Source organism: Ottowia sp. oral taxon 894, assembly GCF_001262075.1.
Taxonomy (GTDB): Bacteria; Pseudomonadota; Gammaproteobacteria; order Burkholderiales; family Burkholderiaceae_C; genus Ottowia; species Ottowia massiliensis.
This window is the reverse complement of the sequence record NZ_CP012073.1, coordinates 1,417,722-1,433,133: the sequence shown is the minus strand read 5'-3', so window position 1 is coordinate 1,433,133 and position 15,412 is coordinate 1,417,722. Positions and strand designations below refer to the sequence as shown.

10 protein-coding genes are annotated in these 15,412 nt (G+C 64.2%); 6 read left to right on the top strand and 4 right to left on the bottom strand.

The window, feature by feature from the left end; all coding sequences use genetic code 11:
- Positions 1-104: 104 nt before the first annotated feature.
- The gene (purU, locus tag ADJ79_RS06090; protein ID WP_371256939.1) at positions 105-977 is read left to right on the top strand and encodes a formyltetrahydrofolate deformylase; all 873 of its coding nucleotides are present in this window, start codon (positions 105-107) and stop codon (positions 975-977) included.
- Between the two features lie 483 nt (positions 978-1,460).
- Positions 1,461-3,911 carry an endopeptidase La gene (gene lon, locus ADJ79_RS06085; RefSeq protein WP_050715211.1) on the top strand — a complete coding sequence of 817 codons (2,451 nt, stop codon included), beginning with the start codon at positions 1,461-1,463 and terminating at the stop codon, positions 3,909-3,911.
- A gap of 126 nt (positions 3,912-4,037) precedes the next feature.
- Here the strand turns inward: lon and ADJ79_RS14120 are convergent, their stop codons facing one another.
- The 4 genes from ADJ79_RS14120 to apbC form a co-directional block, all read right to left on the bottom strand.
- A complete protein-coding gene (locus ADJ79_RS14120; protein ID WP_156304051.1) occupies positions 4,038-4,304 on the bottom strand; it encodes a hypothetical protein in 267 nt (88 codons plus the stop codon).
- 278 nt (positions 4,305-4,582) lie between these two features.
- On the bottom strand, positions 4,583-5,818 hold the full coding sequence (gene argJ / locus ADJ79_RS06080) for a bifunctional glutamate N-acetyltransferase/amino-acid acetyltransferase ArgJ (protein WP_050715210.1): 1,236 nt from the start codon (positions 5,816-5,818) through the stop codon (positions 4,583-4,585).
- 99 nt (positions 5,819-5,917) lie between these two features.
- Positions 5,918-7,309 carry a DNA repair protein RadA gene (gene radA / locus ADJ79_RS06075; protein ID WP_050716459.1) on the bottom strand — a complete coding sequence of 464 codons (1,392 nt, stop codon included), beginning with the start codon at positions 7,307-7,309 and terminating at the stop codon, positions 5,918-5,920.
- A 282-nt stretch (positions 7,310-7,591) separates the two neighbouring features.
- Positions 7,592-8,677: an iron-sulfur cluster carrier protein ApbC gene (gene apbC / locus ADJ79_RS06070; protein ID WP_050715209.1), complete on the bottom strand. Its 1,086-nt coding sequence runs from the start codon at positions 8,675-8,677 to the stop codon at positions 7,592-7,594.
- A gap of 105 nt (positions 8,678-8,782) precedes the next feature.
- Here apbC and metG point away from each other — a divergent pair, with 105 nt between their 5' ends.
- From metG to ADJ79_RS06050, 4 genes are all read left to right on the top strand, one after another.
- On the top strand, positions 8,783-10,879 hold the full coding sequence (metG, locus tag ADJ79_RS06065) for a methionine--tRNA ligase (protein ID WP_050715208.1): 2,097 nt from the start codon (positions 8,783-8,785) through the stop codon (positions 10,877-10,879).
- Between the two features lie 369 nt (positions 10,880-11,248).
- Positions 11,249-11,947: a hypothetical protein gene (locus ADJ79_RS06060; protein ID WP_050715207.1), complete on the top strand. Its 699-nt coding sequence runs from the start codon at positions 11,249-11,251 to the stop codon at positions 11,945-11,947.
- Positions 11,948-12,129: 182 nt separating this feature from the next.
- A complete protein-coding gene (locus ADJ79_RS06055; RefSeq protein WP_172674036.1) occupies positions 12,130-12,726 on the top strand; it encodes an ankyrin repeat domain-containing protein in 597 nt (198 codons plus the stop codon).
- Between the two features lie 605 nt (positions 12,727-13,331).
- A complete protein-coding gene (locus ADJ79_RS06050) occupies positions 13,332-15,185 on the top strand; it encodes an ABC transporter ATP-binding protein (protein ID WP_050715205.1) in 1,854 nt (617 codons plus the stop codon).
- The last annotated feature ends 227 nt before the right edge of the window (positions 15,186-15,412 follow it).

The window sequence follows — 15,412 nt, the reverse complement described above, 5'->3', positions numbered from 1 at the left end:
CTCCGCTAAATTTGCTTCCTTTTTTGATGCAAAACGGCTGCATGGCGGCAAAGAAAAAACGTGCGCTCTGGCCGGAAGGGCGCGGACGCCTGTCAGGTGCATCCATGACAATTGGCGCAATGACCACTTACGTTTTGACCCTCTCCTGCCCGGACCGCATGGGCATCGTGCATGCCGTCTCCGGCTTTTTGCTGGAAAACGGCGGCAACATCGAAGAAGCGGCGCAGTTCAACGATCAGGCCACGGGCCTGTTTTTCATGCGTGTGCAGTTTGTGGTGACGGACGAAAACCCCGAAGCCAAAAGCCAAGCCATGCGTGCGGCGCTGGACGCGCTGGCGGCGCAGTTCGACATGCGCTGGCAGCTGCACGACGCGGCGCAGCCCATGCGCTGCGCCATCTTTGTCAGCCGCGAGGGGCATTGCCTCAACGATTTGCTGTTTCGCTGGAAAAGCGGGCTGCTGCCGCTGGACATTCGCGCCATCGTCAGCAACCACCGCGATTTCTATCAGCTGGCGGCCAGCTACAACGTGCCTTTCCATCACATCCCCGTCACCCGCGAAACCAAGGCGCAGGCCGAGGCCAGGCAGTACGAAATCATCCAGGCCGAATCGGCGGAGCTGGTGGTGCTGGCGCGCTACATGCAAGTGCTCTCTGACGACCTGTGCCGCAAGCTGGCCGGGCGCGCCATCAACATTCACCACAGCTTTTTGCCCAGCTTCAAGGGCGCGCGGCCCTACTACCAGGCGCACGAGCGGGGCGTGAAACTCATCGGCGCCACGGCGCACTACGTCACCGCCGATCTGGATGAAGGCCCCATCATCGAGCAGGATGTGGCCCGCGCCGACCACACGCACACCGTGGAGTCGCTGACCGCCGTGGGCCGCGACACCGAAAGCCAGGTGCTGGCCCGTGCCGTGAAGTGGCACGCCGAGCGGCGCGTGCTGCTCAACGGGCACAAAACCGTGGTCTTCCGCTGACGACCTGCGCAGCAGCCCGCTTCGTTTAAAACCTGTTCAAAAGTCGTGCGGCAAGCCTTGGGTGTTCGCATTCTTCACGCCCTGCGCATGAATGACCAAGAGCGCGTTTGAGGTGCCGCGCGCCGAGCTGATTTTTTTAAGGCCTGCTCCAGCAGGCCGACGCCTTGCGCATTGAGCTCGGGCTGGATTTGGAAGCAAGCGTGCACGGTGCGCCATTTGGGAAAACCGCCAGGGACTTCCGAAACACCAGAATGGCTCCTTTAACAGGAGCAAATTCAGGCCTGCCAAAAACACGCTCTGCGCTTTCTGCACTAGGACATCATGCTATTGATAAAGTAGCGAAAAATTCTGGCCCGCCAGATGCATTGCTGCGCTACATTTTGGTGGCGGCGCCCTGGCGCGGCGCGGGCTGGGCGGCGTCTTGAAATTGCCTGGCGCGCCGCCAATTCCAGACACCTCTTTTGAACAAGGATTCCCTGCTTCATGACCACACTGACCCTGCTGCCTCCCCAACCGGTGGACATGCCGCTGATGCCCCTGCGCGATGTGGTGGTGTTTCCGCACATGGTCATCCCGCTGTTCGTGGGGCGGCCCAAGAGCATCAAGGCGCTGGAAGCGGCCGTGGGCGGAGAGCGCCGCATCGCCCTGGTGGCGCAGCGCACTTCCGGCAAGGATGAGCCGGCCATGACCGACCTGTACGCCACCGGCTGCATTTGCACTGTGCTGCAAATGCTCAAGCTGCCCGACGGCACGGTGAAAGTGCTGGTGCAGGGCCAGCAGCGCGCGGCGCTGGAGCGCGTGGAAGACGGCGAGTTTTTCAAGGCCACCGTATTGCCCATGCCGCCGGAAGCGGCCGCGCCCGCCAACCCCACCGAGGCCGAGGCGCTGCGCCGCGCCGTCACGCAGCAGTTCGAGCAATACGCCAAGCTCAAGAAGATTCAGCCCGACATCCTCAATTCCATCTCCGGCATTGCCGAAGCCGAGCGCCTGGCCGACACCATCGCCGCGCACATGCCGCTGCAGCTGCCCGTCAAGCAGAAGATGCTGGAAGTGGCCGACGTGCAAAAACGCTTGCAGGCGCTGCTGGAAGAAATCCAGCGCGAGGTGGACATCCTCAACGTGGACAAGCGCATTCGCGGCCGCGTCAAGCGCCAGATGGAGAAAAACCAGCGCGACTTCTACCTGAACGAGCAGGTCAAGGCCATTCAAAAAGAGCTGGGCGAAGGCGAAGACGGTGCGGACATTGAAGAAATCGAAAAGCGCATCAAGGCCGCCCGCATGCCCAAAGAGGCGCTGAAAAAGGCGGAAAACGAGCTGAAAAAGCTGCGCCTGATGTCGCCCATGTCCGCCGAAGCCAGCGTGGTGCGCAACTACGTGGACGTGCTGGCGGGCCTGCCCTGGTCGAAAAAAACGCGCATCAAACATGACCTGGCCCACGCCGAAGAAGTGCTCAACGCCGACCACTTCGGGCTGGAAAAAGTCAAGGAACGCATCCTGGAGCACCTGGCCGTGCAGCAGCGCGTGGACAAAGTCAAGGCCCCCATCCTCTGTCTGGTGGGGCCGCCCGGCGTGGGCAAAACCTCGCTGGGCCAGTCCATCGCGCGCGCCACGGGCCGCAAATACGTGCGCATGGCGCTGGGCGGCATGCGCGACGAAGCCGAAATCCGGGGCCACCGCCGCACCTACATCGGCGCCATGCCCGGCAAAGTGCTGCAAAGCCTGAACAAGGCCGGCACGCGCAACCCGCTGTTTTTGCTGGATGAAATCGACAAAATGGGCATGGACTTCCGGGGCGACCCGGCCAGCGCCCTGCTCGAAGTGCTGGACCCCGAGCAAAACCACGCCTTCAGCGACCACTATGTGGAAGTGGACTTCGATTTGTCAGACGTGATGTTCGTGGCCACCAGCAACTCCATGAACATTCCGCCCGCGCTGCTGGACCGCATGGAAGTCATTCGCCTGTCGGGCTACACCGAAGACGAAAAAACCAGCATCGCCATGCGCTACCTGCTGCCCAAGCAGATGAAGACCAACGGCGTCAAAGAGGCGGAGCTGAGCGTTTCCGAAGACGCCGTGCGCGACATCGTGCGCTACTACACGCGCGAAGCGGGCGTGCGCTCGCTGGAGCGCGAAATCTCGCGCATCTGCCGCAAAGTCGTCAAGGGCCTGCAACTGGTGCAGCTGAAGCCGAAAGTGAAAGTCACCGCCAAAAACCTGGGCGACTTTCTGGGCGTGCGCAAGTTCACCTATGGCCGCGCCGAACAGAACAACCAGATCGGCCAGGTCGTGGGCCTGGCCTGGACGGAAGTGGGCGGCGACTTGCTCACCATTGAAGCCGCCGCCATGCCCGGCAAAGGCAACATCCTGCGCACCGGCATGCTGGGCGATGTGATGAAAGAGTCCGTCGAAGCCGCCCGCACCGTCGTGCGCGCCCGCGCGCGCCGCCTGGGCATTGCCGACGACGCCTTCGAAAAGCTGGACATCCACCTGCACGTGCCCGACGGCGCCACGCCCAAGGACGGCCCCAGCGCCGGCGCGGCCATGACCACGGCCTTCGTCTCGGCGCTGACCGGCATTGCCGTGCGCGCCGACGTGGCCATGACGGGCGAAATCACCCTGCGCGGCGAAGTCACCGCCATCGGCGGCCTGAAGGAAAAGCTGCTGGCCGCGCTGCGCGGCGGCATCCGCAAGGTGCTCATCCCCGAAGAAAACGTGAAGGATTTGCAGGAAATTCCGGAAAACGTGAAAAACGGCCTGGAAATCATCCCCGTCCGCTGGATCGACCAGGTGCTCGAAACCGCCCTGGAGCGCCTGCCCGCGCCGCTGCCCGACGCGCAGGCCGCTGCCGCCCCGCCGCTGCCTTCCGCCGCCGCCGTGGCGGCCGCTGCCAAAAAGCGAGTGCGTGGCGCGCGCGCGGACGCAACCCGGCACTGAGTCGCCTGTATCCACTCGCAGCTCTGGAGCAATGAATAGAACAGCAGCCTGCGAAGCACTCAAAAACAGGAGCGGATTCAGGGGCCATCAAAATGGCTCCTGCGCTTTATGCACTAGGACGTAATGCTATGGATAAAGAAGCAAAATAAGCTCGTCGCAGTCCATCCATTTCCTGCCAGCGCCTTTTTTCGCCCCCGCTTTTCTTGTCTTGCGCGGCCAGAATTTGGCGCAGGCGTTTGCCACAGCCTTCACAGAAGCGCTAAAAAGCCCCGGCAAGAAACACAAAGCAAAGCGGTCATTTCGTAAAAACGCGTAAAAATCGCTTGATAGCCGTTCTTGTTTGTCGCTATAATCGCTGCGGTTCTCCAAGCCTGCGCGGGTGAACGTGACCACCGACTTCCCCCTGCGCGAACCTCTCTGCGCCGGACCTGCACTTTGTCAGTGCGGTCCGGCTTTTTTATGCTGCGCGGAACCTGCCCGGTATCTACTGCCAGGCCGCGCCCGCTTTCATTCAGAACCCGTGCGGAGTCTGACCGTGAGGGAGCGCGAGGCGAGGCGGGCGGCAAGGCGCTAATCGCAGATGGCTTGGCGGCCTCTATCAAGGATTCGCAAAACCCAAAAGCGCCCAAGACCGCGCTTTTCGCACTGACAGATCAATTGCGAACAGGTTTTCAGGAGCGGTAATCCGCATTGATGCTTACATATTCGTGGCTCAGGTCGCACGTCCAGACGGTTTCGCTGGCCGCGCCGCGCCCCAGGTTCACGCGCACGGTGATTTCGGGCTGTTTCATCACGCGCTGGCCGTCTTCTTCGCGGTAGTCCGGATGCCGCCCGCCGCGAGTGGCCACATGCACGCCGTCCAGATACAGATCGATTTTTTCCGTGTCCAGATCAGCAATGCCCGCGTAGCCAATGGCCGCCAGAATGCGGCCCAGGTTCGGGTCGCTGGCGAAAAAGGCCGTTTTCACCAGCGGCGAGTGGGCGATGGCATAGGCCACCTGGCGGCACTCGGCGGCGTTTTGTCCGCCTTCCACCTGCACGGTGATGAACTTGGTCGCGCCTTCGCCGTCGCGCACGATGGCCTGCGCCAGCCAGCGCGCCACTTCCAGCAGAGCGGCAAACAGCGCCTGCCCTTCGGGCGACTGAAGCGACTGCACGGGCGCGTGCGCCGCCTTGTTCGTGGCGATGACGATGAAAGAGTCATTGGTCGAGGTGTCGCCATCGACCGTCACGCGGTTGAAGGAGCTTTCGGCCAGCGCCCGCGCCAGTTGCGGCATCAGGCCGGGGGCCACGCATGCGTCGGTTGCCACAAAGCCCAGCATCGTCGCCATGTTGGGGCGGATCATGCCCGCGCCCTTGCTGATGCCCGTGACGGTCACTTGCGCGCCGCCCACGCTTGCTTTCACGCTGCGCGCTTTGGGCACGGTGTCCGTGGTCATGATGCCTTCGGCGGCCTTGAGCCAATGGGCGGGCTGCGCATCGGCCAGCGCGGCGGGCAGGCCCGCTTGCAGGCGCTCCAGCGGCAGCGGCTCCAGGATCACGCCCGTTGAAAACGGCAGCACCTGCTGCGGCCGCACGCCCAGCTGCGCGGCCAGAGCGTCGCAGGTGCGGCGCGCCGCCGCCAGCCCCGCTGCCCCCGTGCCCGCGTTGGCGCAGCCCGTGTTGATCACCAAAGAGCGGATGTCCGCTCCGGCTCCTGCCGTCAGGTGCTCTCGGCACACCTGCACGGGCGCGGCGCAAAAACGGTTTTGCGTGAACACGCCGCCCACGCTCGCGCCTTCATCGAGCAGCATCACGGTCAAGTCCTTGCGCCCGGCCTTGCGGATGCCCGCCTCGGCCACGCCGATGCGCACGCCGCTGACAGGATGCAGGCTGGCCGCGTCTGGCGGCGAAAGATGGACTGGCATGGCAAAAACTCCTTTGTTATCGGAAAACAGGGAAAAACGCGCGGCTTCCAGCCACGGCAGGCGGGCGGCTCGCTATGCAAATGATAGTTACAGACCGGATCAGGCCAGCTGGCGCGCCAGCGCCATGGCTTCTTCCACGCGCTCGACGGCGTGAATGGTCAGGCCCTCGAAAGCCTTGTCTTTTCTTTTGGGCGCGTTGGCCTTGGGCACCACGGCCACGGAAAAGCCGAGCTTGGCCGCTTCTTTCAGGCGCTCCTGCCCGCGCGGGGCGGGGCGCACTTCGCCGGCCAGGCCCACTTCGCCAAAGGCCAGAAAGCCCTTGGGCAGCGCCTTGCCGCGCAGGCTGCTGGTGATGGCCAGCATCACCGCCAGGTCGGCCGCCGGTTCGCTGATGCGCACGCCGCCCACGGCGTTCACGAACACGTCCTGATCGCCCGTGGCCACGCCCGCGTGCCGGTGCAGCACGGCCAGCAGCATGGCCAGGCGGTCGCGCTCCAGCCCGACGGAAAGCCGCCGGGGGCTGGGGCCGCCGCTGTCCACCAGCGCCTGCACTTCCACCAGCAAGGGGCGCGTGCCTTCCAGCGTGACGAGCACGCAGCTGCCGGGCACCGGGTCGGCGTGCTGGCTCAAGAAGATGGCGCTGGGGTTGCTCACGCCCTTCAGGCCCTTTTCCGTCATGGCGAACACGCCGATTTCATTGACGGCGCCAAAGCGGTTCTTGATGGCGCGTATCAGCCGGAAGCTGCTGTGCGTGTCGCCCTCGAAGTAAAGCACCGTGTCCACCATGTGCTCCAGCACGCGCGGGCCGGCCAGCTGCCCGTCTTTGGTCACGTGGCCCACCAGCACGATGGCGCAGCCTTGCGCCTTGGCCCAGCGCGTCAGGTGCGCGGCGCACTCGCGCACTTGCGCCACGCTGCCGGGGGCGCTGGTGAGCTGGTCGCTGTAAATCGTCTGAATCGAGTCAATCACCGCCACGGCGGGCTGCCGCGCGGCCAGCGTGGCCACGATTTTTTCAAGCTGGATTTCAGCCAGCACCGCCACTTGCGAGCCAGCCAGCCCCAGCCGGCGCGCGCGCAGCGCCACTTGCGCGCCGCTTTCTTCGCCCGTCACGTAAAGCGAAGGCACGCCCGCGCGCTGCAAGGCATCCAGCGCCTGGAGCAGCAGCGTGGATTTGCCGATGCCCGGATCGCCGCCCATGAGCACCACGCCGCCGGCGACGATGCCGCCGCCCAGCGCGCGATCCAGCTCGGCCTGGCCCGTGGGCGTGCGCGCCACGTCTTGCGCCTCAATGCTGGCCAGCGCCTGCACGTCTGACGCGGGGGCCAGCGCTGCGAAGGCCGCGCCCAGCCGGTTCTTGCCGCCGCCTGCGGGCGCTTGCGCCACGGTTTCCACCAGGCTGTTCCACGCCCCGCACGAGGGGCACTTGCCCAGCCAGCGCGCGCTGGCGGCCCCGCATTCGTTGCAGGCGTAGGTGGTCTTGCTGCGGCTCATGGGGCGGCGATGGTAGCGGCGCGGCAAGCGCCCCGCCCGCCGCCTCAGACGGCCGCCGCCCAGCCTGCCATGCGGAGCCAGAAGGGCCTGGGCGGGCCGCGCCTTTGAGCCGTTGAAAACGAGCACTCCTGCCCGCCGGAGGATGACGAAAACAGGAGCAAAAACCAGGCCTATGAAATGCCGTTCAGCGCCCTATTCACTAGGACCTCATGCTACGAATAAAGGAGCAAAAATAAGACCATCCGCCTTCCCTCCGTCTGCCGCGAAGCCGTGAACAGGCCCTCAGGTATTGGAGACGGTGATGGTCGGAAAGCGGCTGGAATAGTCCTTGGCCTGTTCGGCCACCTTCACGGCGATGCGGCGGGCAATGGCGCGGTAGGTGGCGGCCTCGGCGCTGTCGGGCGCGGCCACCACGGTGGGGCAGCCGCTGTCGGCCTGCTCGCGGATGGACAGCGACAGGGGCAGGCCGCCCAGGTAGTCCACCTTGTATTCCTCGGCCATGCGCTGGCCGCCGCCCGCGCCGAAGATGTGCTCTTCATGCCCGCACTGCGTGCAGCGGTGCACGGCCATGTTTTCCACCACGCCCAGAATGGGCACGCCCACTTTTTCAAACATGGCGATGCCCCGGCGCGCGTCCATCAGGGCGATGTCTTGCGGCGTGGTGACGATGACCGCGCCGGTGACGGGCGCGCGCTGGCTGATGGACAGCTGCACGTCGCCCGTGCCGGGGGGCATGTCCACGATGAGGTAGTCCACGTCGTGCCAGGCCGTCTGGCGCATGAGCTGGTCCAGCGCCTGCGTGACCATCGGGCCGCGCCAGATCATGGCCTGCCCCTGCTTGACCATCAGGCCGATGGAGTTCACCTGCACGCCGTGGCCGATGAGCGGCTGCATGACCTGGCCGTCGTGCTCGGGCGAGCCATGCACGCCCATCATGGTGGGCTGGCTGGGGCCGTAGATGTCGGCGTCAAGCATGCCCACGCGCGCGCCTTCGGCGGCCAGCGCCAGTGCCAGATTGGCCGCCGTGGTGCTTTTGCCCACGCCGCCCTTGCCGGAAGCCACGGCGATCATGTTTTTCACGCCCGGCAGCAGCGGCACGCCGCGCTGCACGCTGTGGGCGATGATTTTGAAATCCACATTCGCCGTGGCCTGCTGCACGCCGGGCACGCTGCGGGCGGCGTCTTCCAGCATCTGGCGGATGGGGGCGATCTGGCTGCGCGCAGGGTAGCCCAGCGTCACGTCAAAGCTCACGCTGGCGCCTTGCGCGCGCAGGTTTTTCAGCAGCTTGGTGGAAACGAAATCCTTGCCCGTGTTCGGGTCGATCACGCCTTGCAGCGCGGCCATCAGGGCGGCCTGGTCCATGCTCATGGGAGGTGTCCTTGCGGGAGTTGTTTCAATGGGCGCGGCAGTCTATCCGTGAGGGGTGAAACCCTAAAATCAGTGGCCTTTCTTCAACTGTCTGCAAATACAGCCATGAACCCGCGCCGCATATTCGTCACCACCGCCTTGCCGTATGCCAATGGCACGTTTCACATCGGCCACATCATGGAATACATCCAGGCCGATATCTGGGTGCGCACGCAACGCATGCTGGGCCATCAGGTGGATTTCGTGGGCGCGGACGACGCGCACGGCGCGCCCATCATGATTGCCGCCGAAAAGGCCGGAAAAACCCCGCAGCAATTCGTGGCCGATATTGCAGCGGGCCGCAAACAGTATCTGGACGGCTTTCTCATCCGCTACGACAACTGGCACAGCACCGACAGCGCCGAAAACGTTGAATTATCCCGGGCCATTTACAAGGATCTGAAAGCCGCCGGCTTGATTGAAGTGCGCGCCATCGAGCAGTTTTTCGACCCGCAAAAAGGCATGTTTCTGCCCGACCGGTATATCAAGGGCGAATGCCCCAAATGCCACGTGCCCGACCAGTATGGCGACAACTGCGAAGTCTGCGGCGCCGTTTATGCGCCCACCGACCTGGGCCATCCCTATTCGGCGCTCACCGGCGCAAAGCCCGAATTGCGCAGCAGCGAGCATTTCTTCTTCCGCCTCTCGGACGCGCGCTGCGTGCAATACCTGCAAGACTGGACGCAAAACGGCCGTCTCCAGCCCGAAGTGGCCAACAAGGCGCGCGAATGGTTTGCCGAAGACGAAAACGGCAAGCCCAAACTGGGCGACTGGGACGTCAGCCGCGACGCGCCCTATTTCGGCATTGAAATACCGGATGCGCCCGGAAAATACTTTTACGTGTGGCTGGACGCGCCCGTGGGTTATCTGGCCAGCCTGAAAAACCTGCTGGAAAAGCGCGGCGAAAGCTACGACGAATACATGAAAAACCCCGGCCTGGAGCAGGTACATTTCATCGGGAAAGACATCATTACTTTCCATACCCTTTTCTGGCCCGCCATGCTGCATTTTTCAGGGCGCAAGGCGCCGGATAATGTATTCGTTCACGGTTTTCTCACCGTCAATAACGGCGAGAAAATGAGCAAAAGCCGTGGCACCGGGCTGGATCCGCTCAAATACCTGAACCTGGGCATGAATGCCGAATGGCTGCGCTATTACCTGGCAGCCAAGCTTTCGGCGCGCAATGAAGATATTGATTTCAATGCCGAAGATTTCATGCTGCGCGTCAATGCCGATTTGATTGGGAAATACATCAACATCGCCAGCCGCGCCGCCGGCTTCATCACCAAACGCTTTGACGGCCGGCTGGGCGAAGTCTCGGCAGATGGCGACGCCCTGCTGTGCCACCTGCAAGATGCGGCCCCTGCCATCACCGCGCTGCTGGCCGGGCGCGAATACGGCAAGGCCGTGCGCGAAATCATGGCCCTGGCCGACCGCGTGAACGAATACGTCGATCAGAACAAGCCCTGGGAGCTGGCCAAGCAGCCCGGCATGCAAGGCCGCCTGCACGACGTGTGCACCACCTGCATTCAGGCGTTTCGCCTGCTCACCATCTTGCTCGCGCCCGTGCTGCCGCGCCTGGCCGAAAGCGTGGGCCAGTGGCTGCATGCGCCCTTTGACCGCTTTGCCGCCGCCCGCCAGCGTCTGCCCGCCGGCCACGCCATCGGCGAATACAGGCACCTCATGCAGCGCGTGGAAGCCGGGCAGCTCCAGGCGCTTTTCGCGCCCGCCGAACCGGCCCAAGAGCCGCCTGCCGAGTCCGCCCAGGCGGCCAGCGCGGCCAGCGCGGACGGCGGCGCGCCGGGCGGCGAGCCGGTGGCCGAAGTCATCACCATTGACGATTTCGCCAAAATCGACCTTCGCATTGCCCGCATCGTGGATTGCGAAGCCGTGCAAGGCAGCAAAAAGCTGTTGCGCCTGACGCTGGATGCGGGCGAAGGCCGCACCCGCAACGTCTTCAGCGGCATCGCCAGCGCCTACAAGCCCGAAGACCTCAAGGGCAAGCTCACCGTCATGGTGGCCAACCTTGCGCCGCGCAAGATGAAATTCGGCGTGAGCGAAGGCATGGTGCTGGCCGCCAGCCACGCCGACGAAAAAGCCCATCCCGGCATCTACGTGCTCGAACCCTGGCCCGGCGCGCAGCCCGGCATGCGCGTGCGCTGAACGCGCCCTAGGCCCCTAAACGCACACCAACCAGCATGTCCGGCCTGGCTGCCGCCAGGGTGAACCACAGCCTGGCTACCCGGTGAGCGATCACTTCGTGAATGAAACAACAAGGTGGTTTCCATTCCAGACCTTGCTCCGAGCATGTTGCGCGACGAGCAGAGCGGCTTTGACGCCGCCATCTACCGGAACACGACCAGGGGCAATATGTCGTTGCCTTCCTTGGCACGGGCCAATGTTCGGGCCGGAAGGAGCGGACATCAAAGCCAATGGCGGACAAGCCCTGGGGCTGACAACGGACCAATATCAACAGCCATCTTGTTGGCAAAGCGCGCTGTTAAAGCTTTCGGCAAAGGCAACGTGGTTTTCATGGGGCACTCCCTGGGCGGCGGCTTGGCTTCGGCGGCCATGCTGACCACGGGCGCGCCGGGCGTGACTTTCAATACGGCGGGCCTGAGCGACAGCACCCTGCGCAGCCTGAAGCCGGGCAAGACGCCCCACGCCATACGCGAGGAACTGGCTGGCAGCGGCCAGATCCGCCGCTACAACGTGGAAGGCGCGCTGCTGACGGGCTTGCAGGGCGCAATGCTCGCGTCTGACGCCGTGGGGCATGAGCTGCGCCTTGCCGCGTCCAGAGGCGCTTGTTGCAACTTTGTGGGACTGCATGGCGGCAAGGGCGACGGCCGGGCTTATGTGGAAGCCCTGCGCGAAGGCGCTTCGCTTTTGGGCCATGCGCAGCGCGGCGCGGGCAAGGCCACGGGGCAGGAAGCCTCATTCAATCAAGCCGCCCTGCGGGTTGAGACGGCAGGCGAGCGCGCCAATGCGCTGATTGATGGCGCGAGCCATGAAGCTGCCGTGCTGACGGACAAGGCGGGCGACGGCGCCAAACGGGCCGCCAGCGAGGCGGCGGATGACGTGAAGCGGACAAGCGACAAGCTGGCGCAAGGCGTTCAGTGGCTGACTGAAAAGACCAGGGCCGTTGGCGGTGCCATTAGCCAGGGCGCACAAAAGGCGCGCGACGCCATTGCCGAAGCGGGCCGGACGATTGCGGACCTGTTCAACAGATAAGCTGCGCTTTGGGCCCGGTGAGAAAGGCAAACGGCAGCGGGCGCTTTCCATCGCCTTCCGGGCCGCTGTTTCTCTGTTTTTTCCTTCCATCTTTCATACAACACATGATGCGCAGACGCAGACTGCTTTTATCCGCGCTGGCCGTGTTGGCCGCCTCGGCCTGCGGTCAGCCAGACACGGACATGAGCAACGGAAAATTCGCAACGCCCAAAGACGCGGCGCTGTACCAGGCGGCGGCCAGGGACGACTTGGCGCAGGCGCGCCAGCTGCTGGCCGAAGGCGCAAGCCTCAATAGCCGCAACGCCAGGGCCATGACGCCGCTGGACGTGGCGATGGTGGAAGGCAACCGCCGCGCCTTCGAGAGCCTGCTGGAGCTGGGCACGGACCCCACATGGCTGGGGGATGCGAGAGACACCTCCATGCACTTTGCCGCCAAACTGTCCGACAGCTACTGGCTGAAAGCTCTGCTCAAGCGCGGGTTTTCCACCGAAGTGAAAAACCGGCTGGGCGAAACGCCCCTGTTTTCGGCCTTGGGTACTAGCACCCAGGCCAATGTGCAGCTGCTGCTGGATGCCGGGGCCAATGTGCATGCGCGCTCGAAGGATGGCCGGACGCCGCTGCATCAGGCTGCAATGATTGGCAGCTTCGAAGATATTCCGCGCCTGCTGGACTTGGGCGTCGATCCGCGCGCGGTGAACGAGGCAGGCCATACGTTCCAGCGCTACTTTTTCATGGGTCCGCGCAATCCGGAAACAGAGAAAAAGTGCGCGCCTGGCTGAGCGCCCACGGCATTGCCGTGGAAGACCAGATGTGATTGCGGCGGGCCTGTGGGCCGTGGTTTCAGACTTTTGCCGTTTGAATGGGGCCTGCCAGAGCGGCAGGCCTTTTTCTTGGGTGGTGCAGGTAAAGCAGTATTAAAAAGAGGAGCGCGAGACGCCATTTTCATTCGTCAAATTTGCTCCTGTTCTTAATTCACTCTGAATCGGTGTCTTCGGCTTCAGAACCTGTCCAGCGCCTGGCCGTAAGCAGCGAAAGCGCGGGAATCGGGATGTACCGCAAGACGCAGACGGGCCTCGCAGCCCGGCAAGGATTCGCAAGGCCCACGAGCGCCCGAGGTCACGCCCAAAGGCGTACTTCTCGCATCGCATCCAGGGGCCGCTTTTGAGCGAGTTTCAAAGTTCCAAAACCACCGGAAAGCGGGCCGCCAGCCCGCTTTTTCATGCCCCAATTGGCCTCAAGTCCTGATGGAATGGGCGCAAGCCGCTATTGAAGCAGGAGCAATCTGCAGCCCGCCAGCCGCTGCGAAAGGCTCGGGAGCGCGCAGGCGCGTGACGCCGCAGAATTGCCCCTTTTTTCCGCCTTCCGGCCCGCCAAAAACCGTTTCATGTTCCGCTTTTTTGAAAACCGCCTTGATTTCTACCCCGCCGCCGAGCCGGCCTTGCCGCCCAGGCGGCTCGTGCCGTTCGTGTGGGCCTGCACGCAGGGCATGCGCGGCCTGATTGCGCTGCTGACCGTGCTGGCGGCCTTGCGCGCGGCGTTTGACGCGCTGCTGTTTGCACTGCTGGGCCGCGTGGTGGACTGGATCGGCCAGGCCGATCCGGCCCATTTCTGGGCCGGACACGGCCCTGCGCTGGCGGCGCTGGCGGCGGTGCTGCTGGCATCCATTGCGCTGATTGCGCTGCACACGCTGGTGCAGCACCAGGCGCTGGCCATCGGCTTTCCGATGCGGCTGCGCTGGAACTTTCACCGCCTGATGCTGAGGCAGAGCCTGTCTTTCTATGCCGACGAATTCGCCGGCCGCGTGGCCGCCAAAGTCATGCAAACGGCGCTGGCCGTGCGCGATGTGATGCTCACCGCCGTTGATGTCGTCATCGGCATGGGCGTTTACATGCTCACCCTCCTGGCCCTCACGGCGGGCATGGACTGGCGGCTGATGCTGCCTTTTGCCCTGTGGGCGCTGGCCTACGGGCTGGCGTGCGGGTATTTCGTGCCCCGGCTGGGGCGCGCCGGCAAGGAGCAGGCCGACGCCCGCAGCCTGATGACCGGGCGCGTGACCGACGCCTACACCAACATCGCCACCGTCAAGCTCTTTTCCCACAGCCAGCGCGAAGCGGCCTACGCCCGCGAAGCGATGCAGGCGTTCCAGATCACCGGCCAGGTGCAAATGCGCCTGATCAGCGCGTTTGAGATCGTCAATCACGCGCTCATCATGCTGCTGATGCTCTCGGCCGGCGGGCTGTCGCTGTGGCTGTGGTCGCGCGGCGAAACCGGCGCAGGCGCGGTGGCTGCCGTCATCGCCATGTCGCTGCGCCTGGCGGGCATCAGCCACTGGGTCATGTGGGAATTTGCCCGCCTGTTTGAAAACATCGGCACGGTGCAAGACGGCATCAGCGCCCTGGCGCAAACACCCGCCGTAGCCGACGCGCCCCTGGCCCGCCCCCTGGCCGTCACACGCGGCGACGTGCGCTTTGAAAACGTGAGCTTCGCCTACGAAGCAGGCAGCGGCGGCGGCAAGCCCGTCATCAGCGGGCTGAACCTGCACATCCGCCCTGGCGAAAAAGTGGGGCTGGTCGGGCGCTCCGGCGCGGGCAAATCCACGCTGGTCAACCTGCTGCTGCGCTTTCACGACGTGCAAGGCGGGCGCATCCTCATCGACGGGCAAGACATCGCCCACGTCACGCAAGAAAGCCTGCGCGCGGCCATCGGCATGGTCACGCAAGACACCTCGCTGCTGCACCGCTCCATGCGCGACAACATCCTGTATGGCCGCCCCGACGCCAGCGAAGAACACATGCGCGCCGCCGCCAGCCGCGCCCAGGCCAGCGACTTCATCGAACAACTGACCGACCTTCAAGGCCGCAGCGGCTATGACGCGCACGTCGGCGAGCGCGGCGTCAAACTCTCCGGCGGCCAGCGCCAGCGCGTGGCCATCGCGCGCGTCATGCTCAAAGACGCGCCCATTCTGCTGCTGGACGAAGCCACCAGCGCGCTTGACAGCGAAGTGGAAGCGGCCATCCAGCAAAGCCTGGAAACCCTCATGCAAGGCAAAACCGTGATTGCCATCGCCCACCGCCTGTCCACCATCGCCGCGCTGGACCGCCTCATCGTCATGGACGCCGGCCGCATCGTCGAGCAAGGCACCCACGCCCAGCTGCTGGCCCAGGGCGGCCTCTACGCGCGCCTGTGGGCACGGCAAAGCGGCGGCTTTCTGGGCGGCGAGCCGGATGCTGCTGGCTGAAAGCCGGTTCAGCATCTGGCCGTGAGGAGCGAAAGAGCGGGCTGGGTTGCAAAGCCGCAGACCGCTGGGGCCGCCGCCTTCACGCTAAAGCTTCAAGAGCAATGGTCACAAAGCGGGAGGCCATGAGCGGTACCGAATACGCCAAATTTGCTCTTTTATTAATAGCGCGATGTCCTAGTGAAAATTGCGCAAGGCGGCATTCAGACCCCTTCGATTTGCTTCTTTTT

Excerpts from the sequence above, each read along its gene's own strand:
- purU (WP_371256939.1), top strand. The coding sequence starts at position 105 with ATGACAATTGGCGCAATGACCACTTACGTTTTGACCCTCTCCTGCCCG.
- lon (WP_050715211.1), top strand. The coding sequence starts at position 1,461 with ATGACCACACTGACCCTGCTGCCTCCCCAACCGGTGGACATGCCGCTG.
- argJ (WP_050715210.1), bottom strand. The coding sequence starts at position 5,818 with ATGCCAGTCCATCTTTCGCCGCCAGACGCGGCCAGCCTGCATCCTGTC.
- radA (WP_050716459.1), bottom strand. The coding sequence starts at position 7,309 with ATGAGCCGCAGCAAGACCACCTACGCCTGCAACGAATGCGGGGCCGCC.
- apbC (WP_050715209.1), bottom strand. The coding sequence starts at position 8,677 with ATGAGCATGGACCAGGCCGCCCTGATGGCCGCGCTGCAAGGCGTGATC.
- metG (WP_050715208.1), top strand. The coding sequence starts at position 8,783 with ATGAACCCGCGCCGCATATTCGTCACCACCGCCTTGCCGTATGCCAAT.
- ADJ79_RS06060 (WP_050715207.1), top strand. The coding sequence starts at position 11,249 with ATGGGGCACTCCCTGGGCGGCGGCTTGGCTTCGGCGGCCATGCTGACC.
- ADJ79_RS06055 (WP_172674036.1), top strand. The coding sequence starts at position 12,130 with ATGAGCAACGGAAAATTCGCAACGCCCAAAGACGCGGCGCTGTACCAG.
- ADJ79_RS06050 (WP_050715205.1), top strand. The coding sequence starts at position 13,332 with ATGTTCCGCTTTTTTGAAAACCGCCTTGATTTCTACCCCGCCGCCGAG.